The organism is Roseateles sp. FW305-36, assembly GCF_058787015.1.
Genome location: NZ_JBYSZK010000012.1, coordinates 17,440 through 43,154, shown reverse-complemented (window position 1 = coordinate 43,154; position 25,715 = coordinate 17,440). Strand labels below are relative to the sequence as shown.

25 protein-coding genes and 1 pseudogene are annotated in these 25,715 nt (G+C 64.4%); 15 read left to right on the top strand and 11 right to left on the bottom strand.

The genetic code is table 11. From position 1 onward, the window contains the following. Nucleotides 1–9: 9 nt before the first annotated feature. Together AC3WOE_RS20895 and AC3WOE_RS20890 are read right to left on the bottom strand one after the other, a co-directional pair. Nucleotides 10–456 (bottom strand): universal stress protein, encoded by a 447-nt coding sequence (locus AC3WOE_RS20895; protein WP_492693178.1) that lies wholly within the window; start codon nt 454–456, stop codon nt 10–12. A 19-nt stretch (nt 457–475) separates the two neighbouring features. Beyond that, on the bottom strand, nt 476–898 hold the full coding sequence (locus tag AC3WOE_RS20890) for a universal stress protein (RefSeq protein ID WP_492693177.1): 423 nt from the start codon (nt 896–898) through the stop codon (nt 476–478). Between the two features lie 112 nt (nt 899–1,010). Here AC3WOE_RS20890 and AC3WOE_RS20885 point away from each other — a divergent pair, with 112 nt between their 5' ends. Continuing rightward, nucleotides 1,011–3,680 carry a bifunctional acetate--CoA ligase family protein/GNAT family N-acetyltransferase gene (locus tag AC3WOE_RS20885; protein WP_492693176.1) on the top strand — a complete coding sequence of 890 codons (2,670 nt, stop codon included), beginning with the start codon at nt 1,011–1,013 and terminating at the stop codon, nt 3,678–3,680. 711 nt (nt 3,681–4,391) lie between these two features. On the opposite strand, the gene AC3WOE_RS20880 is transcribed toward AC3WOE_RS20885, so the two are convergent. After that, nucleotides 4,392–4,922 (bottom strand): GIY-YIG nuclease family protein, encoded by a 531-nt coding sequence (locus AC3WOE_RS20880; RefSeq protein ID WP_492693174.1) that lies wholly within the window; start codon nt 4,920–4,922, stop codon nt 4,392–4,394. A 157-nt stretch (nt 4,923–5,079) separates the two neighbouring features. On the opposite strand from AC3WOE_RS20880, the pseudogene AC3WOE_RS20875 reads away from it, so the two are divergent. After that, nucleotides 5,080–5,268: pseudogene (locus AC3WOE_RS20875) on the top strand (LysR substrate-binding domain-containing protein); the annotation flags it as partial. 27 nt (nt 5,269–5,295) lie between these two features. Here AC3WOE_RS20875 and AC3WOE_RS20870 read toward each other — a convergent pair. Continuing rightward, nucleotides 5,296–5,799, bottom strand: coding sequence for a hypothetical protein (locus AC3WOE_RS20870; protein WP_492693172.1), 504 nt, complete (start codon nt 5,797–5,799; stop codon nt 5,296–5,298). A gap of 1,009 nt (nt 5,800–6,808) precedes the next feature. On the opposite strand from AC3WOE_RS20870, the gene AC3WOE_RS20865 reads away from it, so the two are divergent. The 3 genes from AC3WOE_RS20865 (at nt 6,809) to AC3WOE_RS20855 (ending at nt 9,866) form a co-directional block, all read left to right on the top strand. After that, complete coding sequence (locus AC3WOE_RS20865) at nt 6,809–7,108, top strand: YciI family protein (protein ID WP_492693170.1); 300 nt, start codon at nt 6,809–6,811, stop codon at nt 7,106–7,108. Between the two features lie 213 nt (nt 7,109–7,321). Next, complete coding sequence (locus AC3WOE_RS20860; protein WP_492693168.1) at nt 7,322–8,287, top strand: enoyl-CoA hydratase/isomerase family protein; 966 nt, start codon at nt 7,322–7,324, stop codon at nt 8,285–8,287. A gap of 205 nt (nt 8,288–8,492) precedes the next feature. Next, nucleotides 8,493–9,866, top strand: a complete 1,374-nt coding sequence (locus tag AC3WOE_RS20855) for an NAD-dependent succinate-semialdehyde dehydrogenase (protein ID WP_492693166.1) — start codon at nt 8,493–8,495, stop codon at nt 9,864–9,866. 183 nt (nt 9,867–10,049) lie between these two features. On the opposite strand, the gene AC3WOE_RS20850 is transcribed toward AC3WOE_RS20855, so the two are convergent. The 3 genes from AC3WOE_RS20850 to AC3WOE_RS20840 all read right to left on the bottom strand — a co-directional run bounded on the left by AC3WOE_RS20850 (nt 10,050) and on the right by AC3WOE_RS20840 (nt 13,578). Further along, complete coding sequence (locus tag AC3WOE_RS20850) at nt 10,050–12,299, bottom strand: xanthine dehydrogenase family protein molybdopterin-binding subunit (protein WP_492693164.1); 2,250 nt, start codon at nt 12,297–12,299, stop codon at nt 10,050–10,052. A gap of 3 nt (nt 12,300–12,302) precedes the next feature. Continuing rightward, on the bottom strand, nt 12,303–12,761 hold the full coding sequence (locus AC3WOE_RS20845) for a (2Fe-2S)-binding protein (protein ID WP_327573900.1): 459 nt from the start codon (nt 12,759–12,761) through the stop codon (nt 12,303–12,305). Between the two features lie 109 nt (nt 12,762–12,870). Continuing rightward, nucleotides 12,871–13,578 carry an SDR family oxidoreductase gene (locus AC3WOE_RS20840; protein WP_492693162.1) on the bottom strand — a complete coding sequence of 236 codons (708 nt, stop codon included), beginning with the start codon at nt 13,576–13,578 and terminating at the stop codon, nt 12,871–12,873. A 208-nt stretch (nt 13,579–13,786) separates the two neighbouring features. Between AC3WOE_RS20840 and AC3WOE_RS20835 the strand changes: the two genes are divergently transcribed. The 3 genes from AC3WOE_RS20835 (at nt 13,787) to AC3WOE_RS20825 (ending at nt 16,271) form a co-directional block, all read left to right on the top strand. Next, nucleotides 13,787–14,776 carry an alpha/beta fold hydrolase gene (locus tag AC3WOE_RS20835; protein ID WP_492693160.1) on the top strand — a complete coding sequence of 330 codons (990 nt, stop codon included), beginning with the start codon at nt 13,787–13,789 and terminating at the stop codon, nt 14,774–14,776. After that, nucleotides 14,773–15,798 carry an alpha/beta hydrolase family protein gene (locus AC3WOE_RS20830; protein WP_327573903.1) on the top strand — a complete coding sequence of 342 codons (1,026 nt, stop codon included), beginning with the start codon at nt 14,773–14,775 and terminating at the stop codon, nt 15,796–15,798. The genes AC3WOE_RS20835 and AC3WOE_RS20830 overlap by 4 nt, the downstream gene beginning before the upstream one ends. A gap of 161 nt (nt 15,799–15,959) precedes the next feature. Beyond that, nucleotides 15,960–16,271: a DUF4148 domain-containing protein gene (locus AC3WOE_RS20825; RefSeq protein WP_327573904.1), complete on the top strand. Its 312-nt coding sequence runs from the start codon at nt 15,960–15,962 to the stop codon at nt 16,269–16,271. 238 nt (nt 16,272–16,509) lie between these two features. On the opposite strand, the gene AC3WOE_RS20820 is transcribed toward AC3WOE_RS20825, so the two are convergent. Next, entirely contained in the window at nt 16,510–17,592 is a 1,083-nt protein-coding gene (locus AC3WOE_RS20820; RefSeq protein WP_327573906.1) for an AraC family transcriptional regulator, read from the bottom strand. Nucleotides 17,593–17,819: 227 nt separating this feature from the next. Here AC3WOE_RS20820 and AC3WOE_RS20815 point away from each other — a divergent pair, with 227 nt between their 5' ends. The 6 genes from AC3WOE_RS20815 to AC3WOE_RS20790 all read left to right on the top strand — a co-directional run bounded on the left by AC3WOE_RS20815 (nt 17,820) and on the right by AC3WOE_RS20790 (nt 21,789). Beyond that, a complete protein-coding gene (locus AC3WOE_RS20815; protein WP_492693158.1) occupies nt 17,820–18,620 on the top strand; it encodes an SDR family NAD(P)-dependent oxidoreductase in 801 nt (266 codons plus the stop codon). Between the two features lie 88 nt (nt 18,621–18,708). Then, on the top strand, nt 18,709–19,092 hold the full coding sequence (locus tag AC3WOE_RS20810) for a nuclear transport factor 2 family protein (RefSeq protein WP_492693156.1): 384 nt from the start codon (nt 18,709–18,711) through the stop codon (nt 19,090–19,092). Nucleotides 19,093–19,105: 13 nt separating this feature from the next. Beyond that, nucleotides 19,106–19,402 (top strand): YciI family protein, encoded by a 297-nt coding sequence (locus AC3WOE_RS20805; protein WP_327573909.1) that lies wholly within the window; start codon nt 19,106–19,108, stop codon nt 19,400–19,402. A gap of 126 nt (nt 19,403–19,528) precedes the next feature. Next, on the top strand, nt 19,529–19,858 hold the full coding sequence (locus tag AC3WOE_RS20800) for a Rieske (2Fe-2S) protein (RefSeq protein ID WP_327573910.1): 330 nt from the start codon (nt 19,529–19,531) through the stop codon (nt 19,856–19,858). Nucleotides 19,859–19,984: 126 nt separating this feature from the next. Further along, a complete protein-coding gene (locus AC3WOE_RS20795) occupies nt 19,985–20,212 on the top strand; it encodes a hypothetical protein (protein ID WP_327573911.1) in 228 nt (75 codons plus the stop codon). 5 nt (nt 20,213–20,217) lie between these two features. Next, nucleotides 20,218–21,789, top strand: coding sequence for a Dyp-type peroxidase (locus tag AC3WOE_RS20790; protein ID WP_327573912.1), 1,572 nt, complete (start codon nt 20,218–20,220; stop codon nt 21,787–21,789). 124 nt (nt 21,790–21,913) lie between these two features. On the opposite strand, the gene AC3WOE_RS20785 is transcribed toward AC3WOE_RS20790, so the two are convergent. From AC3WOE_RS20785 to AC3WOE_RS20775, 3 genes are all read right to left on the bottom strand, one after another. Next, nucleotides 21,914–22,318 carry a PaaI family thioesterase gene (locus tag AC3WOE_RS20785; RefSeq protein WP_492693153.1) on the bottom strand — a complete coding sequence of 135 codons (405 nt, stop codon included), beginning with the start codon at nt 22,316–22,318 and terminating at the stop codon, nt 21,914–21,916. A gap of 194 nt (nt 22,319–22,512) precedes the next feature. After that, nucleotides 22,513–23,952 (bottom strand): DHA2 family efflux MFS transporter permease subunit, encoded by a 1,440-nt coding sequence (locus AC3WOE_RS20780; protein WP_327573914.1) that lies wholly within the window; start codon nt 23,950–23,952, stop codon nt 22,513–22,515. Between the two features lie 42 nt (nt 23,953–23,994). Continuing rightward, nucleotides 23,995–24,570, bottom strand: a complete 576-nt coding sequence (locus AC3WOE_RS20775) for a TetR/AcrR family transcriptional regulator (RefSeq protein WP_492693152.1) — start codon at nt 24,568–24,570, stop codon at nt 23,995–23,997. A gap of 297 nt (nt 24,571–24,867) precedes the next feature. On the opposite strand from AC3WOE_RS20775, the gene AC3WOE_RS20770 reads away from it, so the two are divergent. Further along, nucleotides 24,868–25,647: a hypothetical protein gene (locus AC3WOE_RS20770; protein WP_327573916.1), complete on the top strand. Its 780-nt coding sequence runs from the start codon at nt 24,868–24,870 to the stop codon at nt 25,645–25,647. The last annotated feature ends 68 nt before the right edge of the window (nt 25,648–25,715 follow it).

Here is a 25,715-nt window from a genome sequence, read left to right as displayed (position 1 = left end):
GCCGGCGCTTCAGCGCGCCACGAGAACGGGCACGGTCGCGAGCGCCAGCACGGCCTGCGTCTGGCTGCCGACGAGGCCGGCCAGGCGGCCACCCGGCCCATGGGGGGCCATGACGATGAGATCGCAGTGCTCGCGCTGCGCCAGCGCCACGATCTCGTGGCTGGGCGCCTTGTCGCTGAGCACGACACAGCGTTCGATGGACAGGTTCTCGCAGCCGACCCGGGCCAGGGCCTCATCGAGGGTGCGCCGCCCCTCGGCGACGATCTCCTCGCGCAGCTGCTGCGCGTCGGGGCGCCGGCCCAGAGCGGCGCGCAGATACTCCGGCAGCCCATAGTCGTGGACAACCAGCAGCACCGTGATGCGCGACTGACGGCCGACGCGCAAGGCCAGTTCCAGCGCGCTGTCGGCCGGACGGGAACCGTCGGTGGCGACGAGCAGGTGTTCGAAGACGGGCATGTCAAGCTCCCGGAGTCGATCAGCGGATGAGCAGCACCGGCACCTTGGTCCGAGCCAGCAGCCGCGCCGACACCGAGCCGAGCACGGCGCTGGCGAAGGCGCCGTGGCCATGCGATCCCATCACGAGCAGGTCGGGCTTCTCCGCTTCGACGATGTCCGGCAGCACATCCCCCGGGAAACCGACGGCGTGGCGCTCGCGCAGCTTCCAGCCCTGCATCTGCGCGAACTCCCGCACCGGCTTCAGCACCTTCTCGCCCTCGTCGGCGTAGTACTGGTGCAGCACGTCGTGCGCCAGATAGCGGGCGGCATGGGGCGGCACTTCGCCGGTGACGTTCAGCACGACGAACTCGTTGTCCCCGGCGACCAGTTCCTCGTGGGCCGCGAGATAGCTCAGCATGCGCTTGGTGTAGGGGCTGCCGTCCACCGCAAGCACGATCTTCATGGAAGCTCCTTTCGCCCGCTGCGGGCGACGTCGGGATGCTGCACCGGGGAAGGGGGCGCTGGCTTGATCTCGCGCAAGGTCGGCGCGACGTCGCCCGTCGACGATGCCGCCCATGACCCAACGCCATCTCGACCGCCTGCTTTCGCCCCGGTCAGTCGCCGTCTTCGGCGCGTCCGACAAGCCTGCGCGCGTGGGCACGACAGTCTGGCGCAACCTGTCCACGGCCGGCTTCAAGGGCGCGCTGGCCCCCGTGAACCCGCGCTTGGAGACCCTGGACGGCGCCCCCTGCTTCGGCACGGCCGGTGAACTGCCGTTCGTGCCGGACCTGGCGGTGCTGTGCACACCCCCCGCCACGATCGCCGAGCTCGTCGCGCAACTGGCGGCGCGCGGAACGCGGGCCGCCATCATCGTGACGGCCGGGCTGACACCGCAGCAGAAGCAGGCCGCCCTCGATGCCGCGCGCCCCCATTCGATGCGGCTGCTCGGCCCCAACTGCATCGGCCTGCTCAGCCCCCACCTCGGCCTGAATGCCAGCTTCACCCAGGCCCACGCGCGGCCCGGCAACCTGGCGCTGGTGTCGCAGTCCGGGGCCCTGGTGACGGCGCTGCTGGACTGGGCCAACGCGGAGCGCATCGGCTTCTCCCATCTGATCTCGCTCGGCGAGAACATGGACGTCGACTTCGGCGACCTGCTGGACTATCTGGCCACCGATCGCAGTACCCAGGCCATCCTGCTCTACATCGAGTCGATCAAGTCGGCCCGCAAGTTCATGTCGGCGGCACGTGCGGCCGCGCGCGTCAAGCCCGTCATCGTGGTCAAGGCCGGCCGGGCACCGGCGGGCATGCGGGCCGCCGCCTCGCACACCGGCGCCCTGGCCGGCGAAGACGTCGTCTTCGACGCCGCCATCCGCCGCGCCGGCATGCTCAGGGTCGACACGCTGAAGGACCTGTTCACGGCGGCACAGACGCTGGCGCGCTTCCGCGACAACCCCAGCGACGAGCTGATGGTGGTGACCAATGGCGGCGGCGCCGGCGTCATGGCGGCCGACGCAGCCTCGGCCCTCGGCGTCAAGCTGGCGCGGCCGGGCGGCGCATTGATGCGCCGGCTCAACGCCGTGCTGCCCGCCAACTGGTCGCACGACAACCCCATCGACATCATTGGCGATGCGCCCATCCAGCGCTACGTCGACACGCTGGATGCCTTGTTCGAGGCCCCCGAGGCGGGGGCCGTGCTGTTCGTGCACGCACCGACGGCCATCGTGCCAAGCCAGGACATCGCGCGCGCCTGCGCCCCCCGCATCGCCGCCCGGCCCGGCCGGGTGATGAGCTGCTGGCTCGGTGGTGAAACCATTCTTGCAGCACGGCGGCTGTTCGAAGAGGCGGGCATCGCGGGCTACGAGACGCCCGAGGAGGCCGTGCAGGCATTCGCGCTGATGCAGACCTACCGCCGCAACCAGGCGGTGCTGCGCCAGACGCCCGCGGCGGGCGCCATGAGCGAGCCGGACCTGGCCGAAGCCCGCCGCATCATCGACACCGCCTTGTCGGCCGGCCGCGAATGGCTGGACGAGATCGATGCCAAGGCGCTGCTGGCGGCCTACCGCATCCCTGTCGTCAGGACGCTGCGCGTCGCCCCGACCCCCGAAGCGGCCGCCGCCGCGGCGCGCGAGATCGGCGGGCCGGTGGCCTTGAAGATCGTCTCGCCCGACATCCTGCACAAGTCGGATGCGGGCGGCGTGCGCCTCAATCTCGACGGCGAGGAGGCCGTGGCCGCAGCCGCCCGAGGCATGCGCGCGCACCTGCAGAGCGAGCACCCCACCGCCCGCATCGAGGGCTTCAGCGTCCAGGCCATGGCCCGGCGGCCGCAGGCGCAGGAGCTCATCGTCGGCGCGCATGTCGATCCCATCTTCGGGCCGGTGCTGCTGTTCGGCCAGGGCGGCACCGCCGTCGAGGTGCTGGCGGACCGCGCGGTCGCCCTGCCCCCGCTGAACCGCGCCCTGGCACGTGACCTGATCGATCGCACCCGCGTCGCCAGGCTGCTCAAGGGCTTTCGCGACCGCCCCCCGGCCCATATGGACGCCCTCTGCGACGCCCTGGTCGCCGTGGCCCGGATGCTGGCCGAGTTGCCGGAGCTGGCGGAGCTGGACATCAACCCGCTCTGGGCCGACGACCGTGGCGTGCTTGCCCTGGACGCGCGCGTCCGCCTGTCCGCGACGCGCCCCGCCGGCGTGGCGAACTTCGCGGTGCGTCCCTATCCCGGTGAACTGGAGCGAACCGAGCTTTGGCGCGGCCAGCCCGTCGTCGTGCGGCCCATCCGCCCCGAGGACGAGGCCATGGAGCGCGAGTTTCTCGAGACCGCCGACCCCGAAGACCTGCGGATGCGCTTCTTCGAGGCGCCGCATGCGCTGTCCCATGACGAGCTGGCGAAGATGACGCAGATCGACTACGAGCGCGAGATGGCCTTCGTCGTTGTCGATCCGCTGGCGCAGGACGGCCACCGCATGCTGGGCGTCGCGCGCATGGTCCGCGATCCTGACAACGTCGAGGCCGAGTTCGCCGTGATGGTCCGCAGCAAGCGCAAGCGCGAGGGCCTGGGGCGGCTGCTGATGCAGGCCCTGCTCGACTACGCCGCGTCACGCGGCACCCGTCGCCTGTTCGGCTACGTGCTGCGCGAGAACCGCGCGATGCTGGAGCTCACGAAGTCGCTCGGCTTTCAAAGCCAACCCGACGGGGAACAGCCGTCGGAGATGGTGAGGGTGAGCCGGGAGGTGGCGCTGCTGGCTTGAGCGCTGCCGTTCAGGGCAGACCTCGCCCGGAGGACCGCTCCCGCCCGAGCGTTCACTTGTCGCCAGCCGACCGCTCTGCCATGACAGCCCTTGCCGTGTCAGTGACTCCATTGGCGCAGAACAGAACTGCCCCAGCCCGCGCCGGTCATTCACCCGTCACGGACCTGGCCTCATTGCGGAGCTTGTGTCGTGTCGCTTCGCGCCACGACCAAACCCCGTCATCGGCTACGCCGCTGAAGCTGCTTGCGCAGCTCAATCAGACGCATGACTGCAGCAAATTAAGTCCGTCGGAGTGAGCACTCGTAAGTCGTTGATTCTTCGAAACGCGAGCACTGCATGAAAGTCTGTCGGAGCCCCTCAGCTAGACGGTTGCGCTCGCCCAGCGCCGAAGAAGGTCTGTCGAACACAAAGGAAGCGGAGGCCGGAATCTGGGGCAATCGCGCTAACGAACTGGCACCCTGGAGTCAGATGCTGCGGCAGGGCATGAGGGTCGTGGCACCATCTCGCGATGAGCGAATCAACAAAATTGGCAGCGCCTCAGCCCGATGGCAGCAAGAAGCCCAAGGTCTTTGCCCCCCACGACCTCATTCCATCCAAGGAAGCAGCCGAGACCTCCGTCGGCATCTTGTACGTGGGCGGCCAAGGCACCCGGCGGAGGTCTACAAAACGGAGTCAGACGAAAGGGTAGTCATAGTCGTCCGAAGCTGACGCTCAACCTTCGACATCAGCGCCAGCCCAGGCTTGCCGATCGCAAACGCAAAAAAGCGAATGGGTCAACGACATCAGAACGGCGGGGTCTGTCTTGCTGGACACTACGTCAACCAGCCGAGGAAGCTCACGTTCAGCGCCAACGCTCCACTGGTAGCAAGCTTTGCCCTGCATTGCATATGAGGGGAAGTTCGCCCAACGTTCGTGACCAGGAGTGCAGTAGCCCGCAGCTCTTACGGAGAAGAACCAGGCGGCCTCATGCACGAGCGCTTCATGATGTGAGTTGCACTGGGCGACTACTGCCACGGCAATCTGCCGCAAACCGGCCTCCTCGACTAGCTCGTGAGATGCCCGATTCTGCGACTCATCGCTCCTTTTCACATGTTCCCGCATGCGACGGCGGAAGTTAGTGGTCTGACCTACATAAACAGCCCCATCTGCCATAAGCAGGTAGATCCAATGCTCCCTTTGAACATGTGCATCTGGCTTTCCTCTCCTTCGGCGAAAACCGATCCTTCGATCTTTTGCAGTCATAGAAGGAGGTTACCTTTCGCGGCGAGCGTGTCCGCGTGGGGTTGGCTTCAACGGCCCATGTTCTGCAGAGCAATCTGACCGAGCCGGCAAGGGATAGCCCCCGAAGCGGAGATGCCGCGGGTTCGGCGAGTGCGCAAAGCTCGGATCACCCGCCAGCATCGAGGCCCAGGGCTGGCTTGCAGGGGCGGGCTTCTCGATCCTCCCGGACTTCGCCGTGGCCAAGGACCTCCGGGAGGGCCGGTTGGTGCCTGTGCCGCCTAAGTGGTCGGTGGCGAGCGGCGGCGTCTTCGCCGTGTTCCCTGCCATGCGGTATCGGCCGCAAAAGATTCGCGTGCTGGTCAAGGCGCTACGAGCGCATCCATCCACCTGCAACCTAGAAGGCCCACGCCATGTGCCCTCGCACGGCTGCATCGAGCCGACAACCTTGAGTTCTGCACGCGACGCAGCGGCAACCTGTCCAGGCAGATGGTCCCGAGAAGAGAAATCGGGACTCGATCTTGGCCGGATCAGGTGCCCCCGCGTCTGGCATGAGATCGGTCGCCTTGAACGCGCGATAGCGCACGGACACTTCACCCAGGGACGGCTGCACGCCACCGCCTTCAGAAGGCGGCAGTTCGAAATAGTCGACGAACGTCGCCGGTACGGCGGCGCCAAGCTCGTCTCTTGTCATCGCCGCCTCCTTCAACCTCCAACCCATCGGCGTATCAAGCTTGAAGAAGAGGCGGCGCGTGTCGGGCTCGAAATCACCGTCTGGAGCCGGTGACGTTTCACCCCTCAACCATGGCCGAAGGACCTCGTACTGGTCATTCCATGGCGAGCCAGCCGGCGAGGCCTGGATTGCGCGAAGCAAGGCCCACGCCGGGTCACCGGACATCATCACTATTGATGGTGCGCAAACGCACGGTTGGCACGTCTCCATAGCTAGCCCCGAAAGCCGGACAGGAAAGCCTCACGCGAGGGAAATTGCGGCCGAGACCCACGGCCACGGGCAGAAACCAAAATCAATCTCCGCCCACAATGAGCCACCCTCGATTGCCCGTACCCTTCTCTGCGGAAGCCTCGGCGCAGACGATGTGCTCGTCATTGGCGGAGATCTCGCTTCTGCGACGGTGAATGCCTGCCCAGCGGATTTCACAGGCGTCGGAGTCGTAGAACTTCGCTGCACAGCTCGTTGTGGACGAAAAGCCGTTTCGGCCACCGTTTGCGCCTTAGCGCGGTCGGTGAAGTCCTGGTGCAACCTTGAGGCGTCAAGTCGGCAACCGCACAGACATCGGTTAGTCACCGAAGCTTCTCGGAGGACATCAATCCACAGCGGCCGGAGCGATAAAGCTGCCTAGCCCTTGTAGCAGGGCCCGGGACGACGTCAGCTCTCGCAATGCGGGAAAAGCCCGACCGACTTTATTCAGGCCCGACGGACTTTATTTGTTGGAGTGAGTCCAACAAATAAAGTCCGTCGGGCTCGCCACTCTTAAGTTGTTGATTTTTCGACATCCGTGTTCACCGCGAAAGTCCGTCGGAGATTCTGAATCGGACGGCCGCCGTTGCACGTCTACAAATAATGTCCGTCGGACACTCGATTCTGAATCGCGAACGTCCGAGATCAGCCCGAAGTAGTAAGCGTCTCTGCTCGCGGTGCTGGACTGAGTGGTCAATTCGCCGGACACGCTGCCCTGCATGACACCTCCGGACAAGGTGCTCATCAGGCGCCTGATTCCGTGCTTAGAAGACGCTGGACGTCGTGCTCAGGTCGCATCGGCGTATGCACATGGCGCAGCAAGCAGCCAGGATGGTCTTGGCGCAAGTTGCTAGATCGCTGGCGTGTTTTGCTCGTGCGGGCGCTGCGCAAATCATTCAGAGTGCAAAAAATCCTTATCAGGAGGTGCACCTTGAAATACTACCTTTGCAAATTCATACCGCCGCGAGGGAATTTCCACTCGACCTTGACGCCCGATGAACGCGAGGTCATGGAAGAGCATGGGCATTTCCTGGACTATTTGCTGGAAAAGGGCCTCATCGTCGCCCACGGCGACCTGATGAACGAAGCGACTGGCTATGGCGTGACGCTCTACGAGATTGCCGATGAGCAGGACATCGAGGCGTTGACCTCACAGGATCCCGTCATCAGCAGCGGTGTAGGGAAATTCGAGGTTTTTCCCATGCTCAATTTGGCCACCCGCCGTCGCTGACAGGCTAAAGGTCGCGGGGACCCGTGGCCGCACAGAGTTGAAGCGGCTGGCGTGATACGCGAGTTGATTGGCGCGTTCAGCGAGACGGTGCGAACTTAATCGGCGGCAAAGTTTATCTGGCCCTGATAGAGGGTTTGAACTGAGACGCACATCGACGGCGCCCCTGTGGCTGATCGATTGGAAATTCGTTTCGCCTAATTTGGAAAGCATTTCATGAACCTCCGAAAATCATCGTCGCTTCTGTTTGCAGCGGCAGCCATCTTGACGGCCAATGCCAGTTGGGCCCAGGAAGCCAAAACCCCTCCGCCCGCGGCTGCAAAACAAGCGCAAAAAAGCACCATCACTGTCGAAACCGTCAGCCCCGAGATCCGGAAGATCAGGTTCTCCAATCCCCCGCTGAATTTCATCGTGCCCGAGACGCTGGCCGCGCTCAACGAGACGGTCAAGAGCCTCAGCAAGGACGAGCGCGTGAAGGTGGTGATCGTCACCAGCGACATGCCCGGCTTCTTCATCAACCACTTCGACCTGGGCGAGTTCCCGAACTTCATGAGCCAGTTCGCGGACAACTCCAAGCCGATGTGGGTGGACCTGATCAACAACCTCGGCAACGCGCCTTTCATCACCATCGCGTCTATCCGAGGGCGCACTCAGGGAGGCGGCGACGAGTTGACCCTGGCATTCGACCTGCGCTACGCGAGCAAGGAAAAGGCGGTGTTCGGTCAGCCCGAGGTAGGCATCGGTCTGTTCCCGGGCGGTGGCAGCACGGACCACCTGGCACGCCTGGTGGGACGCGACCGCGCGCTCGAGATCCTTCTGACCGCCGATGACTACAGCGCCGACATGGCCGAAAAGTACGGCTGGGTGACGCGCGCGCTCCCTGACGCACAACTCGACGACTTCGTCACGAAGCTTGCCGGTCGCCTGGCCACCTTCGACAAGACGGCGCTGGCTGCGACCAAGAAGCATGTGAACGCCTCCAACTTCCCGCCGGAGGCCGCGCTGCTGGCCTCCCAGGGCGAGTTCGCCAAGTCGTTGGCATGGCCCGGCCTGCAGCCTCGCATGCAGGTGTTCGGCAAGATGTACCAGGAACTCGGCCCCGTGAAGGTCGAAAGCAACCTGGGCCACTACGTTGGCGAAGGCAACAAGCAGGTGTACGCCCAGCAGCCCGCCAAGAAGTAAGCAGGTCCGCAGGCTCCCGGTCGAGAGACTGGCCGGAGCCTCGAAAGCCGGGTTCGGAAAGACGCTCGATATGAGCTCAACCGCAACCCGGTTTGGCGCCTTGATCGCTGCTCAAAGGCGCGACTTCCAGACAAGTAGGAGCACCTCACCCACGGTGCCACCAGGTAACGCTCCTTCCCCTTCCCCCATCTATTGCAAACCCATCATGGCTTACCGAACTCTCAATCCTTACACCGAGCAAGTTGTCGCGGAATATGCCGAGCACACCGATGAAGAGGTGGCCGCGGCACTGAGCAAGGCCGATGCGCTGTACCGGTCCAACTGGTCAAAAGGCGATATCTCGCCGCGGTTGGCCGTCCTTGAAAAGCTGGCTGAGGTGCTGACGTCCAAGCGGGATGTTCTGGCCCAGACCATGGCGCTGGAGATGGGCAAGCCTGTCGCGCAAGGGCAAATGGAGGTCGACCTGTGCGCGTGGATCGCGAAGTACTACGCCACCAGCGCCGCAGATCTGCTGAAGCCCCAGCCTGCCGACAGCGACGTCGGTCAAGGGTGGGTGGAGTTCCACCCGATCGGCGTGTTGCTCGCCGTGGAACCGTGGAATTTCCCGATCTACCAGCTGACCCGCGTTGTCGCACCGGCAATCGCAGTCGGCAATCCGGTGATGTTCAAGCACGCCGGCATCGTGCCGCAATGCGCTGCGCTGTTCGAATCGATCGTGCGTGAAGCCGGTGCGCCTGACGGTGCCGTCACGAACCTCTACATCTCTTCGACCAAGGTCGCGGAGCTGATCGGAGATCCGCGCATCCAGGGCGTGGCGTTGACCGGCTCCGAAGGTGCAGGCAGCAAGGTCGGTGCACGTGCGTCCGAGATGCTCAAGAAGTCCACCATGGAGCTCGGCGGTAGCGACGTCTTCGTGGTGCTGGATGATGCAGATATCGCCAAGGCAGTCCAGGCCGCCATCTTCGCCAGGCTCGCCAACGCCGGCCAAGTCTGCACGGGCGCCAAGCGTTTCATCGTGCAGCGTGGCGTGGCCGAAGCTTTCACGCAGGCCTTCGTTGAGGGCATGAAGAGCGTTCCCATGGGCGACCCCATGTTGCAGGAAACGGTGCTCGGTCCCATGTCCTCGCGTGACGCGCTTGAAGGGCTCAAGCAGCAGGTGGAAGACGCCATCAGCCATGGCGCCAAGGTGCTGGCCGGCGGCAAGCAGGCACAGCGGACTGGCTTCTTTTTCGAGCCGACCGTGCTGGCCGACATCAAATCGGACAACCCGGCCTACTACCAGGAGTTCTTCGGCCCAGTGGCGCAGCTGTTTGTCGCTGACGATGACGATGCCATCGTGAAGCAGGCCAACGACTCGCTGTTCGGCCTGGGCGGCACCATCTTCTCGAGCAACATCGAGCGCGCGCGTTCCATGGCTTCTCGCATCGAGACGGGCATGGTGTTCATCAATACGGCGACCACTTCTCGCCCGCAGCTTCCGTTTGGCGGCATCAAGCGATCGGGCTTTGGGCGTGAACTCGGCGAGCAGGGCCTCAAGGAGTTTGCCAACCGCAAACTGGTGGTCGTCAGCAAAGACTGACCCTCGACGCAGCCGGCGCGATTTTCCGCGCGGGCTGCCTCTGAAGAGTGATGAACCTGGGCCGGTAGCCGGCCCAGGTTCCCACATGGCCGGTGCATCAGTGCCGACTTTTGTGCGCAGCCGGTCCGAGCACCAACGGCTGCGCACGGCGGTAACCGTGCGGCCGGCGCCCCCAAACGGGGTTCAGACGAAGTCGATGTGCTTGCGCAGTGGCAGTTCGCGGATGCGCTTGCCGGTGGCCGCGAAAATCGCGTTGGCCAGTGCTGGCGCGGCCGGTGGCACGCCTGGCTCGCCAATGCCTTTGATGCGGCCTGTGGTTTGCAGCGCCTTGGTGAAGACCTGGGGCGTCTGGTACAGCCGCAAGCTCTGGTACGCGTGGAAGTTGGTCTCCTGGGGTGCACCGTCAGCGTAGGTCAGCTCGCCGAGCATGGCGTGACTCAAGCCCCAGATGACGCCGCCGGTCATCTGCGCTTCCAGGTTCACCGGATCGAGCACCTGCCCGACTTCAGCGACGACAAAGGCCTTGTCGATGCGAATGCCCTTGGGCGTGGCGGTCACTTCGATCACTTCTGCGACGGGAACGCCGAACGACAGGGTGAAGGCAAGACCCCGCCCGCTGCCCTTGGGCAACGGCGTGCCCCAGCCCGACAGCTCGCCGACCGCTTGGAGGACCCGCTTTGAGGGCTCGTGCGAGCACAGCCGAATTCGCTCAGCCAGCGGATCTCCGCCAGCTGAATGGATCAGCTCGTCCAAAAAGCACTCGTGCAGGAAGCCGTTGCCTGAGGCTCCGACCGAGCGCCACGAGCTCACTGGCACCATTTCCGGCACCTTGTAGCCGGTGACGCGGTAGTGCGGGATGGCAAACGGCTGGTCCCACGCCCCTGCCACGATGGCCATGTCGGGCCCCATAGCAGGTTGCCCCTGGCGCCCCAACTGCGAGCCGTTGACGGACTGCGCCGCGATGCTGAGGTCATAGGCATGCACCTGACCGTTGGACGCCATGCCTCGCGCACGCGCAATCGCCAGTGGGCGCGGGAAGTCATGCGTCATGTCCTCCTCGCGGCTCCAGGTCATCTTGATCGGTACGCCCTGGTGCGCCTTGGCCAGTTCCACCGCCTGGCGAACGTAGTCGTCTTCCAGGCGTCGGCCGAAGCTGCCGCCCATGATTTGTACGTGAACGTGGATGTTGTCCTCCGCGACGCCGCTTACCGCGGCGGCACCGGCCACAACAAAGCGCGGGATCTGGGTTCCGGTCCAAATGTCCAAGCGGCCGTCCTTGAGCTGGACCACCGCGTTCATCGGCTCCAGCGGCGCATGGGCCAAATAGGGCACGCGGTATTCCGCCTGCAGCACCTTGGCGGGCTCAGCGGACTTGAGCGCAGACTCGACGTCGCCTTCATCCTTCTGGCGGCTGTTGCGACGCTCGTCAACGAACGAGGCGCCCGCTTGCTCGAACATGGCCTCGGTCGTCAGTGGGTAGGGCGCGGCGCCCCACTCGATCTCCAGCAGGTTGGCGGCCTGGAATGCACGCCAGGTGTTGTCAGCAATCACGCCCACGCCGCCGCTGATCGGCAGGACCTTCAAAACGCCTTTAGAGGCGGCAGCCTTCTTGCCGTCGAAGTGCCGGATGCCGCCGCCGAGTCTCGGATTGGTGCGAACAGTGGCGTAGACCATGCCGGGCATCCTCAGGTCAATGCCATAGGTGGCCGTACCTGTCGACTTTGCTTTGACGTCCAGCCGCTGCATGGGCTTGCCCAGCAGGCGCCATTCACTTGCCGGTTTGAGTGCGACGTCGGACGATGGCGTGAGCTTGCCTGCGGCCGCGGCGAGAGAGGTGTACGACAGGCGCTTGCCGTCGGGCAGCACGACATTGCCCTCGTTCGTCTTCAGCTGGGCTATCGGCACGCCGGTCTGCTGCGCTGCGGCTTGCAGCAGCATCTGGCGTGCGACTGCTCCTGCAACGCGCAGGCGGTCAAACGCATCAGACACGGTGGAAGAGCCACCTGTGATTTGCATCCCGAGCAACTTTCCCATCACCCCGGCAGCATCGCGACCCGTGCGAGCCATGAAGGTGTCCGCCGTCGCTGCGATGGGGAAGGCCTCGGCCATCACAGTACCGTTGTAGTAGGCCGCGCTTGGCGGACCAGGCTCGACCTTGAACTGGCCCCAGGCCACGTCCAGTTCCTCGGCGATCAGCGCTGCCTGCACCGAATAAGCGCCCTGGCCCAGATCCGCGCGTGGCGTGATCAACGTGATGCCAGTCGAGTCGATGCGCACATATGGGTTCAGGGCGTGAGCCCCCTCAGGCAAGTCCTTCAGAAGCGGGTTGGCAGGGTCGCGCTTGTAGAGGTAGGTTCCTACGGCCAAACCAGCGGCTACGGCGCCAGCGCCCACGAGAAAAGTGCGACGGGCAATGCGAGCGATGTTGGCCATGCCTCAGGCCCCCTTCAAGTGAGTCGCGGCAGTCTTCACAGCCTGGCGGATGCGCGGATAGGTGCCACAGCGGCACAGGTTTCCCGACATCGCCTGATCAATTTGCTCGTCCGTCGGATTGGGCTGTGTCGCCAGGAACGCAGCAGCGGCCATGATCTGGCCCGATTGGCAGTACCCGCATTGCGCCACCTGATGCTCGATCCAGGCGCGCTGCACCGCGTGCAGGGCCTCAGGCTGGCCAAGCCCCTCGATCGTCGTCACGGCACCCTGAACGCTCCCCACCGGAGTGACGCAGGACCGAATTGCGGTGCCGTCGACGTGCACGGTACAAGCGCCGCATTGCGCCATGCCGCAGCCGTACTTCGGGCCCGTGATGCCGAGCTCATCCCGCAGCACCCAGAGCAAGGGCATCTCGGGCTCGGCGCCGATCTCCTGGACTTTGCCGTTGACGGTCAGTTTCATGTTTCAGCTTTCAGTTGAGCGTGCAGGTCTCGTTCGACACGCGGTTCACAGTCGAGCAATCGTGCGCGAGCTGGCCAAGTCAACCCCTGGCCAACGCAACGCAGACGGCTTAGGCACCCATCCCGACATACATCGGCGGCTTCGCCGTGAGTCCCGCATGGACATGGCGAGCGGTATCGTCTGCGAACACTTCGGGCGCGCCGGCTTCCAGCGCAGCCAGCGTCTGGCGCACGACCTCTGCCGGTGCGATCTTTGGGGCGGCGATCCCGCGGACCAAATCGGTGTCGATGTAGCCGGCATGTACAGCGACGAGCGAGGTGCCTTGCGAAGACAGCTCCTGTCGCAGTGCGTTGCTCAGCGCCCACGCTGCGGCCTTTGACGCGCTGTATGCGCCGCTGGCCGATGGCAGTGTGAACCACGTCAGCGCTGAGAGGACGTTGACAACGGCGCTGTTCTGGTTGGACGCCAAGGTGGAAGCGAAAGCCTGCGTCAACAGCAGCGGACCAAACGCGTTGGTCTCCAGCTGACGACGGAGCGCCTCCACTGAGGAGGGCGCCAGGATCGGGCCCATCTCACCGATGCCAGCGTTGTTGACCAGCAAGTTCACGTCAGTCAGTTCGCTGGCCACACGTTCGATTTGATCGGGTCGAGTGACGTCCAGCAGAACGGGAATGACACCGGGCACCGTAACGGTTGCGGGGGTCCGCGCCGCGGCGTAGACCTTGGACGCGCCCGCGGCAAGCAGGCCCTCTACAAAGGCGGCGCCGAGGCCGCGATTGGCGCCAGTGACAAGAGCGACTGAACCTTGGATCTTCATGAGGAGCTTTCGTGGGAACGCGCGGTGGCGCGAGTGATGTCGGTCAGATTCAGTCTAGGCATCGGGTCTGGGCCAGGCATCAGCCGAACGCGCCAACCTGGACGGGCGGCTGGCGCGTTTGGCTGGCTGATTGGCGCAATGGGCGAGTGCGACGGGCCCCGGCCCTCGGCACAGTGAATCGCACCATCAACAGGCCAAAGGAGCAGTCATGCCTATCGACCCGTCCTCTCGCGCAGCATCCTCCACATCCGACCTTCCGGCCGCCTCGCGCCGGCACGCACTCTTGGGAGGCGCCATCGTGCTGGCCGGCCTGTCGCGCGCCGCGCCCGCCGCCGCCAAGGGCGTCAGTGCTGACACCGTGAACACGCAGTTCGTCGAGGTGGGCGGCCGCAAGCTGGCCTACCGTTCTGTGGGCAAAGGCAAGCCGATCGTCCTGGCACACCGGTTCCGCGGCGTGCTGGACCTGTGGGATCCGGCTTTCATCGACGCGCTCGCCGCGCAAGGCTTTCAGGTCATCACCTTCGACCACTCAGGCATGGGGCTCTCGACAGGCGAGCGCTCCTACAGCCCACCCAACATGGTGAAGGACGCCAAGGACCTGATCGACGGGCTGGGGCTGAAGGATGTCGTGATCGGCGGCTGGTCTTTCGGCGGCATCGTGGCGCAGATCTACGTCGCGATGTTTGGCCAGAGCGTGAGCCATGCCGTTCTGATCTCCACCACGCCGCCGGGCAAGCTCGTCAAGACGGGCGAGCAACTGTTCTACGACACGGCGGCGCAGGGGCCCGCCTCGCTGGAGCAATACACGACGTTGTTCTTCGAGCCCAGCGACGCGAGCAGCCGCGCCGCGTCGAAGCGCTCCTTCGAGCGCATCTTTGCCCGCAAGACAGGCCGCAGCCCCGAGGTGCCGGTTGAGTGGGCGATGGCCCAGGTGCCGAAGTCTCCGCCGAACCCGATTTTTCCCTCCGAAGAGGTGCTGCAGGCCTTGAAGAACACCAACGTTCCGATCCTGCACCTCGGGGGCGATCACGACATCTCTTTGCCGGTGGAGAACTGGTATGCGCTCGGCGGCCAGCTGCCGACGTTGAACCTCATCACCTATCCGCGCGCCGGGCATGCGCCGCATCACCAGCATCCCGAAATGGCAGCGGCACAGATCGCTGCCTTCATCCGCAACACGCGCAAGGCGCAGCCGTGATCCAGGGGCCGCAGATGGGGACGGGCACATCGTCCATCGTCGGGCGCAGGGGCGCCGTCGCCGCCATCCTCGCTGCGATCGCTGCTCCCTGGGCCTGGGCCCAAGGTCAGCTCACGGCAGCCCCGCCGAGCTTCCGTTCGATCGACATGGAATGGTCTGACCTGATGCGCGGCCGCCAGGTGCCTGTCAGGCTCTACCTCCCCGTAGACGCTGCGGCGGCCGGGCCCATGCCCTTGATGCTTTTCTCGCACGGCATGGGCGGGTCGCGCGGCAACTACGGTTACCTGGGCCGCCACTGGGCGTCGAATGGTGTGGCGAGCCTTCATGTGCAGCATGTAGGCAGTGACTATTCCGTCTGGGGTGGCAACCCGTTGACGCTCGTGAGCCGCCTTCAAAGCGCGGCCAACGAGGCAGAGGCGGTCCACCGGGTGCACGATCTGCGGTTTGCGCTGGACCGTCTTCTGGCCTCTGACAGCCCCGTGCCCGGCCTGAACATCGACCAGCGGCGCATCGTGGCAGCGGGGCACTCTTACGGGGCCAACACGGTGCTGCTCGCCATCGGCGCCAGGGTGCAGCGCAACGGCCAGTGGCGTGCCTTCCAGGACGACCGCATCAGCGCGGCCGTCATCATGTCAGCGCCACCGTTCTACGGCGAGCCGGACCTGCCGGCCATCCTGAGCCCAGTGGCAATTCCCACGCTGCATGTCACCACGACGGAAGACGTGATCTGGATCCCGGGCCGGCACTCCGGCGTCGAAGACCGCGTGGCCGTCTACGACGCGATGCCGGACCACCACAAGGCGCTTGTCATGTACCAGGGTGGGTCTCACAGCATCTTCACCGACCGCGCAGGCCCGGGTGGACCGCAGCTCAACCAGCAGATCAAGACGGCCACGCGCGAACTTTCGCTGGCCTTCGTGAACCAGACCTTCGGCAGGGACGGCTCGGCACTGCAGCGATGGGATCGCTCCTGGCGCACGCTGGTCGCTCGGTCGGCCGGCGTCACTGGCGCTACAGGTTGAGTCCCTCAAGACCGCTGCGTGGCGCATTCGGCAGCCATTTGGCGCCATGCGCTAGTGCCTATTCATGGCGCGCCGGCAAAGTGAATCGGCGCCGCGTCGAGCGCGATCGATAGCCGTGATGCAAGTGCGTTGTCGAGATCTAACCCTCAGGAGAACATCCCATGCAAGTGAAACCGTTCATGGCTGCGGCTGCGATGCTGGCTCTGCTGGCCCAGGCTCATGCCCAGACCGCCAGCGCTACGTCGAGCGCACCTGCAGCTCAAGACAAGAAGGCTGACTCGCCCAAGCCGACTCAGGCCAAGTGCCGCAACGTGCCGTTGCAGCGCTCGGACAAACCAGTCACACGCGAGGAAGTGGTCGCGGAATTGGAGAGGGCTCGACGCGAGGGGGAGGTCGATTGGCACATCAGCGGCAATCCGCCTGCCGTTCAGCGCAGGCCCTGCATGCCTAGCGAAGCCGGATCGGGCGGCTGACAGAGCCAACGTTGCCGCGAATCGGAACCCTCTTGGAACCTTCTGGTCAGCCAGTGGGCGGCTCGTCGGGCCTTGCAGCGCTGCAAGGCCGGATCAAGGAACTGACCAGGCTGGTGCGGGCCGAACACCTCGGCAAGGGCTCCGTTGCCCAGCCGGCTGCCAACAATCGCCAGGCCCGGCTAGACGGCCTGGTAGTCATCTGAGTTTGAGGCGCCGGTCGCTTGCCGGACGGATGGGCTCAGGCCTCCGCCGGGACGCCCTTGGACGCGGCGTGCGCCGACCGAACTGCGTGCGGTGTAGTGCCCGTCCAGGCCTGAAAAGCCCGGATGAAGGAGTTCGGGTCTTCGAAGCCAAGCAGGAAGGCGATCTCTGCGCCCGACATCAGCGAGTTCTGCAGGTAGTGGTGGGCCAGCGCGTTGCGCAGGTTGTCCAGCGTCTGCTGGAAGCTCGTACCTTCCTCCTGCAGTCGACGCTGCAGCGTGCGACCGCTGACGCCCAACTTGCGGCAAACCGCCTGCATCGACAGGCCGCCCGCAGGCAGGGCTTCGAGCAGCGCGCTGCGCACGCGGTCGGCCGTCGTCGCGTGCCGGTCCAGGTCGGCAAGCCGCTGGCGCAGCGCCGGCTCGAAGAATGACCACATGCCGTGATTGGCGGTCAGGAAGGGCTGTTGCGCATCCTCTGCCGAGAACACCAGGGTTGGCACTGGTGCCTTCTCCACCGAGACGCCGAAGTAGTCGGCGTAGGCCCGCGCTTCCTGGGCCGACTGCGTTGGTTGCGGCCAGCCGACTCGCAGGGGATGCAGCTTGCTGCGGGTCGCAAGTCGCGCCAGCTGCACGAGAAACACCAGCTTGAAGGCCATGAGCACGGGCGGCGGCGGCATCGCGTGGTCCAGGAACTCCAGCGTCGCCGTGGTCCGGCGCTCGGTGCGCTCGATATGCAAGGCCATTGGGCCTGCCAGGCGCTTGTACTTGGCCAGGCGAGCAAGTGCGCCATTCATGTTGTCGCTGCACAAGGCGACGAACAGCTCCGGCTCGAACCAGTCGGAGGTCATGCGCTTGGCAAGGCGAAGAGGCACTGGGCCGTCCTCGGTGCCGGCGTCCGCCTCAATGGCCGCCCACAGCTTGAAGTAGGTCTCCGAATCGAGCCTGGTGTTGGGTCGCGCGAACAGGTCACCGGGCAATTGCGCCCGGCGCAACACGTTGGTGCCGTTCACGCCCGCGTCGTGCATCAGCAGCAACCAGCCGGGCCAGATCGCAAAGGTGCCCGCGTGTGCCGGTCGCCCGTCCGGCAAGGTTGGAGTTGTTGCCTTTTCTTCTCGCATGGCTTCAGTCTACGAGTCAGGCCTATGAGCTGCACCGGCCAAACGCGCCAAGTTCGGCGCCTTTGTTGGCGCAATCCGCGTGTTGATTGGCGGGTTCGGCGAGTGCTTGGGAGGCGTCACATCGGCACAGTCGAATTCGTTCCAAACGCTTTGTCATCGGGCTCGCAGGCCCGCTCGCCCCAACCCAAGCAGCAGCCACCGGCTCTGCAGCCTCGAAAGCACTGACCATGAAAAAGACCGTTCTGATCACCGGCGCCTCTTCCGGTTTCGGCCTGATGGTAGCCACCCGCCTGCAACAGCAGGGCTACAACGTCATCGGCACCAGCCGCGACCCGCAGAAGTACACCCATCTGCCGTTCAAGCTGATCCGGCTGAACATCGACGACGACGAGTCCATCAAGACGTTTGTGCAGGAATTGTTCCGCCTCACGCCGCGTCTGGACGTGCTGGTCAACAACGCCGGCTACATGGTTACTGGCCTGGCCGAGGAGACGCCGCTGGATGTCGGGCGCCAGCAGTTCGAGACGAACTTCTGGGGGACGGTCAAGGTGACGAACGCACTGCTGCCGCATTTCCGCGCCCAGCGCGAGGGCCAGATCATCACGGTCAGCTCCATCGTCGGCCTGATTGGCCCGCCGAACCTGTCGTTCTACACGGCATCCAAGCACGCAGTGCAGGGCTTCTTCAAGTCGCTGCGCTTTGAGCTCAGCCAGTTCAACATCAAGGTCAGCATGGTCGAGCCGGTCTGGTTCAAGACCAACCTGGGCAACAACGCTGTCGCCGCCACCGGCCGCGCCATCGGCGACTACAACACCTATCGCAAGCAGGCCAACGCTGCCACCCAGAAGGGTCTGGACGAGGCGCAGGCGCCGGACGCGGTCGTCGACACCATCTCCAAGCTCATCGCCAGCAAGGACCCCAAGTTCAGCAACCCGGTCGGCAAGATGACCGGAATGATCCTGTTCCTGCAGAGCTACGCGCCCAAGATGTTCGAAAGCTCGATCCTCAAGAGCGTCCAAACCGCTTAACCAACCAGCGAGAAGTCACATGTCGCAGCCCCCTGTTGATCACATCAGCCTTCAACCCGGACAACCCCATCCCGCTGCCCAATCCGGCTTGCTGGAATGGCATCGCATTGCGGCGGAGCGCGACTGGGACAGCCTGCCGCAGTTGCTCACCGACGACGTCCGCTTCCGCAACCCGGCCGCCTTCGATGCCTATGTCGGCAAGGCTCCGATGGTGGCCATCCTTCGCACGGTGTTCAGCGTGATGGAAGATTTCAAGTACGAGCGCCACTTCGGCAGCGCGACGGGGTATGTCATGGAGTTCACGGCCAGGGTGGGCAGCGAGCAACTGGTGGGCATGGACATGGTCGAGTTCAATGCCGATGGCAAGATCACCGACTTCATGGTCATGATCCGGCCCGCCAGCGCGGTGCTCGCGCTGGCGGCAGAAGCAGGGCGGCGTATGGCGGCGGCCAACGCCCCGTCGTCGAATTGAGCCGGAGGATGCGATGAAGTACTTCCTGTGCAAATTCATCCCGCCGCGGTCCGACTTCCTGCCTACGATGTCTGCTCAGGAGCGCGACCTGATGAGGCGTCACGGCGACTACATGAACGACTTGTTGGCCGCGGGGGTCATCGTCGCTCACGGTCCGGTCATGGACCCAGCCGGCGGCTACGGCGTCTCGCTGTACCAGATCGCTGACGACCAGGAAATCTCGGACTTCACGTCCCAAGACCCGATCGTCAAGAACGGCGTTGGCCACTATGAGCATTTCCCGATGCTCAGCCTGAAGTCGCGCAGCTGACGCTCCTCCGTGCACTGAGCGCCTCGCCGCCCACGCCGGTCGACGGCCGGCCCGGCGCGTTCCTATTTGCCAAGCACTGGCTCCACCGCCAGTGCCCGGCCGTCCAGCGCCTACCTAAGAAACTCCATGAGAAGAATCAAGATCGCGTCATCCAGCGACGTCCGTGTCAATGAAATGATCCCCGTTGAATGCGACGGGAAGAAGCTGCTGCTCGCTCGCACGGAACAGGGCGTCGCGGTGCTCGACCGAAAATGCACACACCTTGGCGCAGACCTCTGCAAGGGAAAAATCGAGCAAGGAGCCATCGTCTGTCCTTGGCATGGGGCGCGCTTCAACCCAGCGACCGGCGAGTCGGTGCAGGACGCGAAGATGCTGCTCATGCGCTGGAAGGTGAAGCCGCTCACGACGTATGCGGTCAGTGAGGAGGCCGGGGACGTTTTCATCAGCGTCAATTGAGCCGTCGGCCCCCGACTGCGCTCAGCTCGAATCGCCCCGCGTCGCCCTCATGCGCCACATCCAGACCTAAGACCAAGTGGTGCGCCGAGGGCGCTAGGGGACATCCACCCGCGATAGCGGCATGACATGGACATCACGAAATTCAAGTTCAAGAACGCAACCGTGGGTGAGGTTCAGGCTGCGCTTCGGGACTTCCTCGATGGTGGCATTGAGATGCCGAAGTTCGTCGGCGGCCAATTCGTCATGCCGCCGCCCAGGAGGGTGACGTCAGCCTTGCAGGAGGGCATCAATGAAGCTTGCCCAGCCCCGTTCGCATTGAGCGCACAACCGCGCCCGGAAACCAACTTCTTGTGAACCCAATGAATCCGACCTCGCCCTTGTCTGCAGCTCCTTCGAACTTTCAGCCCTCGATCTTGATGGAGGCGGTGGCAGGCGCCTCCCTCGAATGGGATCTGCGGGACGACACCGATTTGGCGGCACTCTGGGCGATGCTGGCGGAGTTGGACGTTCTTGACGTGGTGGTCGGTTTGGGGGCACCCCTGCTGGCGGCGATGCGGGCAAACGTTCCGGGCTATCGGTCGATGAGGGAGTTCAAGCGCGGCCGCTACACCATGCCGTCCACGCCCCACGCGCTCTGGACGCTGGTCCTCGGAGATTCACCCGGTACTGTGTTCGAGCGCGTAGAACGGTTGAAGCGCAAACTCGGCCAGCACTTGCGGATCGTGCAGAGCACCAGCCTGTTCAGCTACAGGCAAGGGCGTGACCTGACGGGCTACAAGGATGGGAGCGCAAATCCGCAGGGCGACGAGGCGCTTGCCGCTGCCTTGGTTGGAGCCGAGCAGGCCGATGCCGCCGGCTCAAGCTTCGCTCTCGTGCAACGCTGGCTGCACTTCCGTGATCGCTTTCATGGCCTCAGCGGTACCGAGCGTGACCACGTGATCGGTCGCGGCGTCGAAACAGACGAGGAGTTGGAAGACGCCCCACCTTCAGCGCACGTGCGGCGCACCGAACAGGAGTCGTACGAGCCACCTGCGTTCATTTTTCGCCGGTCCATGCCATGGGGCGATGGTCGGCGGCATGGTCTGCAGTTCATTGCCTTCATGAGCAATCTGGACAAGGCCGATCGGTTGCTCGAACGCATGGTCGGCGCTACGGATGACGTTGCCGATGCCATCTTGGGACATACACAGGCGGAAACCGGCGGCTATTACTACGTTCCGCCGGTCACGGCTGGGCGGCTCTTGCTGCCGCAGGCAGCCGTGCCGGATAGGCCTGCTGCCGCCGCGGTCGATGGCATCTCGGTGGCAGAGGCACATGGCATGCGTCTTGAAGTCGACATCGAACGCTGTATCCACTCGCGGAATTGCGTGTCGTCTCGGCCCGATGTGTTTGTGCCCAACGTGCAGGGACCATGGCTGCATCCCGAACTGGCGAGCGCAGAGGAATTGCTTGCACTTGCGCGCAACTGCCCGTCGGGAGCCATCCAGGTGCGTCCGCTGTCCGAGGGTATCGGCGAGGAACCGCCAGAGCGTGCCGTCATTCGGCTGTGCGAAAACGGCCCGTATGCGGTGCACGGGATGTACTCGATCGCTGGGCGCTCCGAACTGCGGGCCACCCTGTGTCGCTGTGGGAATTCAGCCCGGAAGCCTTACTGCGACGGCAGCCACGTCAAAGCCGCCTTCATGGCAAGTGGGGAGCCCGAATGCCTCGATAGTGCACAGCCTGCTCCACCCTCTGCAGGTCAGCTCATTTCGATCATGCCGATGGCAGACGGTCCACTTGTCGTGCACGGCGCGGTTGAGATCATCGGCAGCAGTGGCAAGCAGATCAGCGGAGCACCAAACCCAACTCTGTGCAGGTGTGGCCATTCAGCGAACAAGCCGTTCTGTGACGGCAGTCATGCGCGCGTGGGCTTCAGCGCTTCGGAATAGCTGTGACCGAAGACTCTCCACGCCTCACCGCGAAGGAGAACGCAAGGCAACTTGAGCGATCTCGTCTGGCGGCAGCTTGATTCGCGTCAGCCGCGACGTGACGAGGCTGGCCGCTCGCGCACGGCTACCGCTCGAAGATCGCGCACGTGGTCGTGGCATGCGCATACAGCTTGCCATCCGGGCCGACGATCCTGGCCTCGGCGGTGCCCACCGTGCGGCCGACATGCAGGGCCGAGCCCACGCACCGCAGTGGTCCAGTCTTGATTCCTGCGGACCGCACGATATGGAGATTGATCTGGCTGGTCGTGTAGCTGCGACCGGCCGGCAACTTGGTCTGCACCGCACAACCCAGACCGAAGTCCAACAGGGTCGCGTACCAGCCACCGTGCACCGAGCCCAGCGGGTTGTAGTGCTTGAGTTGCGGCGTCGCTTGGAACACAGCATGGCCGTCGCCCAGTTCCACCAGCTCACAGTCGAAGGTGTCGGCCATGTGGGGATGGGGCAGCTCGCCCTCAAGCAGGGCTGTCATGATCTCCAGACCTGTCTTGCCTTGCACTTGCGCTGGATCCGCCAGGCCGGCCTGGCCTCCGCCACGCGCAAGCCTGCGTGCCCGAACATGCTCCAACTGGGCCTGCCAGGCCTTCAAAGTGGTTTCTACTGGGTTCTCGTGCATGGCATTTGCTTGGTTAGGTGGTGAGGGATCGCAGGCGCGAAGCGTGTTCTTCACGCTTTGGCAGCGTGTGGTCTTGTATCGACGGGTAGGCACAGCAACCCTGTGAGCAGCGCCAGCCCGGCGTGCAGGACGTACACAGCGTTGAAGTCGATGCGTTGGATGGCCGCGTGCCCCAGTAACGCGACGGTGAACGCAACGCCGAGAACCGAGCCGATCTGGCGCGTGGCTTGGTTGACCGCGCTGCCAACGGCGTAGTGCGCGACCGGCAGTCGACTCACGGCCGCGGCCGAGAGCGACGGCAGCACCAGGCCAACGGCCACGCCGCTCATGACCAACCCCGGCAGCCATTGCGACAAGTACTTCGGCTCCGTGCCGGGCACGAGCAGGAACCACAAGCTGCTACAGGCGTACAGCACGGCGCCGCCGACAAGGAAGCGACGGTGGCCGAGCCGTGTCGCGAATCGCCCTGTGAGGATGGCGGTCGGCATGACGAGGAGGGGCCCTGGCGTGACGGCCAGCCCGGCCTGCGGCAAGCTGAAATGCCAGACGTTCATCATGAAGAAGAAGAACGTCAGGAACATCATCGAGAAAGCCGTACCGAAGGCCAGGGTCGCGAGGTTCACGTAGCGGTACGTGCGGTTCTGAAACAGGCTCAGGTCGACCAAAGGAGCCTTGGCATTGCGCGCCCAGGCCACGAAAGCCGCGCCTGCAATCAAGCCGGTCAGTCCCATCATGGCAAGCTCTGACCGAGTCCAGCCAGGGGCGTCGGACTCGACAATTGCCAAGGTGATGGCTCCTACTGCCAGGATGAGCAAAGCAATGCCTACAACGTCGAGACGGCGACGCTCACTCGACTTTGCCGACTCGCTGAGTAGCGACGCGGCGCGCCAAAGGGCCAGGCCACCGATCGGCAGGTTGATGTAGAAGGCCCAAGGCCAGCCAAAGTTGTCGATGACGAAGCTGCCGGCGCTTGGCCCCACCGCGGCCGCGAGCCCCCCGACCGCTCCCCACAGGCTGACTACCACTGCACGCTTGGACTGAGGAAAGGCGGCAAGCACGATCGACAGTGACGCAGGCGTGAGCAGCGCTGCCCCAACGGCCTGCAACACGCGCGCCGCGATCAGCCACCCAACGGTGCCGGCAAGGCCACAGGCCGCTGACGCTGCAAGGAAGAGCGTCACACCGATCAAAAAGATCCGCTTGCGTCCGTGGGTGTCAGCCAAGCCGCCCGCCGGGATCAGCATCGTGGCGTACACGACTGTGTAGGCGTTCAGCACCCATGACAGGTCGGCGGCCGAGGCATCGGCAAATGCATGTCGCAGCGCATCGAACGCGGCGAACAGCATGGTGGTGTCCAGGGAGACTAAGAATGTCGCGACGCTAGCCACCCAGAACACCGGCCAAGGCGATGCAGGTCTCGGCGCGATCCCTGACGCGAGGATGGTGGCGTCGTCTGTTTTCAATCTGCGCTCCAAAATGATGACCGTCATATTTGCCGACGCACGATGAGGCGCTGGCGGTTCGCCTGGACTTCAGGCGTCGTACTGCTGGATCAAGCTTGCCCGTGCATTTGCCAACCAGGCTTTGCCGTCCTTGGCCGGCAGCGTGCGCGCCAGTTGCAGTGCGCCAACCATAGTGGCGACAGCCATCTGGGCGTGGCCTGGCTCGGCACCGGCCGGGAGGCTGCGTCGCACCAGCGCGACCAGTGCCATCACGCGCGCCCGGGCTGCACTCGCGACATCGTCAGTCTGACGCGGGACCTCAGAGGCCAGAGCGACGACGACGCACCCACATTCCGCGTTGTCGAGCTGGTCGTCGGCCAGATAGGTGGTGACCAACGCCGAGAACGGGCTCATGCCCTTGGCCTGGGCCTGGCCCATTCGCTCGAGCAGTACGGCCCCAGTGTCTCGACCAGCACGCTGCGTGGCCTCGACCAGCAATGCGTTGCGGGACGGGAAGTGCGCGTAGAAACCGCCGTGGGTCAGCCCCGCCTCTTTCATGATGTTGGCAAGACCGACACCGTTATAGCCGGCACGGCGGATGACCCGGGATGCCACATCGAGGATGCGGTCATGGGTCTGCTGTTTGCGGGTGGTTGCTCCAGACATGACGCCCATCATATTTCGGTCATCATATCTATCAGCGGCTGCAAGCGCTTGAGCAGGGGCGTACTGAGGCGACACGGCCATGGAGACGGTGCTGCCGAAGCCGCGAAGGCTGGGAAGGTGGTCAAGGCCTTCCGGCGGTAGTAGTGTCAGATCTGATTGATGTCAGGCCGCCGGTTCGGCGTGCGGTGGCCCTTGGTCGCGTAGCGTCCGGGGGGGGCGCGCGGCGTTCTACCTGGTGCAGCGCGGGGACGCACCGTCTGGGTACGGCGTCAAAAACGATAACGATTCGGAGGCCATATGGCAGGGACAAGTCTTAAGCGGCTGAGCCGCTTTGTGGCGGGGCTCGTCGGCTGGGGGCTATTGATCACGCTGACGCCCGCGTTCGCCCGCGACGAGATCGCCATGACGATGATGTTTCGGGAGGGTGAGGCGCCGGAAGGGCAACTCGCGCTCCGCATCTATCGCGAGGCCTTCGGCCGCATGGGGCTCACGCTCGTCAACGTCTATTTGCCCCCGAAACGAAGCAGCATCGAAGTTGAGACCGGCAACGTCGACGGAGAACTCGGGCGCGCTAGGGACTACGCCTCGTCGCATCCGAACCTGGTCCGAGTCGACGAATCAGCGATGACGTTGCGCGTTGCGGCCTATGCCGCCTCGCCGTCCATCAAACTCACCAGCTGGGACAGCTTTAGGAACACTGAATACCGTGTCGAACATCGGTTCGGAATGCAGATTCCCCCATCCAGACTGGCCGGCCTGGTTCGGCACGAGCTGCTTTCTAGCGCGCCTACATCGCTGTCGGGGCTCAAGAAGCTGGCCATCGACAGGTCGGACGTCTATATCGACTTCGAAGACAACGTCGAGTCCTTGCTCAAGGCCAGCGATTTTCCAGGCCGAGAGCGAATCAATAAGGTCTGTATTCTGGAGCGGGTGCCCATCCATGCCTACTTGAACAAGCGACGTGCAGATCTGGAGCCCACACTCTCTGCGGTGCTTCGCCAGATGAAGGCCGAGGGGCTGATCGACAAGTACCAGAAAGAGGTCGCCGCCGAATTTTCGGCGGGCAAGCGACAGTGATACATAGCACCCAACCTGTCCCGCATGCGTGAAGGCGCGTACTTCGCGAAGGCATCGCTGGCAGGTAA

What these genes read in the sequence shown, in the direction of transcription:
- AC3WOE_RS20895 (WP_492693178.1), bottom strand. Translation starts at nt 456, where the DNA reads ATGCCCGTCTTCGAACACCTGCTCGTCGCCACCGACGGTTCCCGTCCG.
- AC3WOE_RS20890 (WP_492693177.1), bottom strand. Translation starts at nt 898, where the DNA reads ATGAAGATCGTGCTTGCGGTGGACGGCAGCCCCTACACCAAGCGCATG.
- AC3WOE_RS20885 (WP_492693176.1), top strand. Translation starts at nt 1,011, where the DNA reads ATGACCCAACGCCATCTCGACCGCCTGCTTTCGCCCCGGTCAGTCGCC.
- AC3WOE_RS20880 (WP_492693174.1), bottom strand. Translation starts at nt 4,922, where the DNA reads ATGACTGCAAAAGATCGAAGGATCGGTTTTCGCCGAAGGAGAGGAAAG.
- AC3WOE_RS20870 (WP_492693172.1), bottom strand. Translation starts at nt 5,799, where the DNA reads ATGATGTCCGGTGACCCGGCGTGGGCCTTGCTTCGCGCAATCCAGGCC.
- AC3WOE_RS20860 (WP_492693168.1), top strand. Translation starts at nt 7,322, where the DNA reads ATGAACCTCCGAAAATCATCGTCGCTTCTGTTTGCAGCGGCAGCCATC.
- AC3WOE_RS20855 (WP_492693166.1), top strand. Translation starts at nt 8,493, where the DNA reads ATGGCTTACCGAACTCTCAATCCTTACACCGAGCAAGTTGTCGCGGAA.
- AC3WOE_RS20850 (WP_492693164.1), bottom strand. Translation starts at nt 12,299, where the DNA reads ATGGCCAACATCGCTCGCATTGCCCGTCGCACTTTTCTCGTGGGCGCT.
- AC3WOE_RS20845 (WP_327573900.1), bottom strand. Translation starts at nt 12,761, where the DNA reads ATGAAACTGACCGTCAACGGCAAAGTCCAGGAGATCGGCGCCGAGCCC.
- AC3WOE_RS20840 (WP_492693162.1), bottom strand. Translation starts at nt 13,578, where the DNA reads ATGAAGATCCAAGGTTCAGTCGCTCTTGTCACTGGCGCCAATCGCGGC.
- AC3WOE_RS20835 (WP_492693160.1), top strand. Translation starts at nt 13,787, where the DNA reads ATGCCTATCGACCCGTCCTCTCGCGCAGCATCCTCCACATCCGACCTT.
- AC3WOE_RS20825 (WP_327573904.1), top strand. Translation starts at nt 15,960, where the DNA reads ATGCAAGTGAAACCGTTCATGGCTGCGGCTGCGATGCTGGCTCTGCTG.
- AC3WOE_RS20820 (WP_327573906.1), bottom strand. Translation starts at nt 17,592, where the DNA reads ATGCGAGAAGAAAAGGCAACAACTCCAACCTTGCCGGACGGGCGACCG.
- AC3WOE_RS20815 (WP_492693158.1), top strand. Translation starts at nt 17,820, where the DNA reads ATGAAAAAGACCGTTCTGATCACCGGCGCCTCTTCCGGTTTCGGCCTG.
- AC3WOE_RS20805 (WP_327573909.1), top strand. Translation starts at nt 19,106, where the DNA reads ATGAAGTACTTCCTGTGCAAATTCATCCCGCCGCGGTCCGACTTCCTG.
- AC3WOE_RS20800 (WP_327573910.1), top strand. Translation starts at nt 19,529, where the DNA reads ATGAGAAGAATCAAGATCGCGTCATCCAGCGACGTCCGTGTCAATGAA.
- AC3WOE_RS20795 (WP_327573911.1), top strand. Translation starts at nt 19,985, where the DNA reads ATGGACATCACGAAATTCAAGTTCAAGAACGCAACCGTGGGTGAGGTT.
- AC3WOE_RS20790 (WP_327573912.1), top strand. Translation starts at nt 20,218, where the DNA reads ATGAATCCGACCTCGCCCTTGTCTGCAGCTCCTTCGAACTTTCAGCCC.
- AC3WOE_RS20785 (WP_492693153.1), bottom strand. Translation starts at nt 22,318, where the DNA reads ATGACAGCCCTGCTTGAGGGCGAGCTGCCCCATCCCCACATGGCCGAC.
- AC3WOE_RS20780 (WP_327573914.1), bottom strand. Translation starts at nt 23,952, where the DNA reads ATGACGGTCATCATTTTGGAGCGCAGATTGAAAACAGACGACGCCACC.
- AC3WOE_RS20775 (WP_492693152.1), bottom strand. Translation starts at nt 24,570, where the DNA reads ATGTCTGGAGCAACCACCCGCAAACAGCAGACCCATGACCGCATCCTC.
- AC3WOE_RS20770 (WP_327573916.1), top strand. Translation starts at nt 24,868, where the DNA reads ATGGCAGGGACAAGTCTTAAGCGGCTGAGCCGCTTTGTGGCGGGGCTC.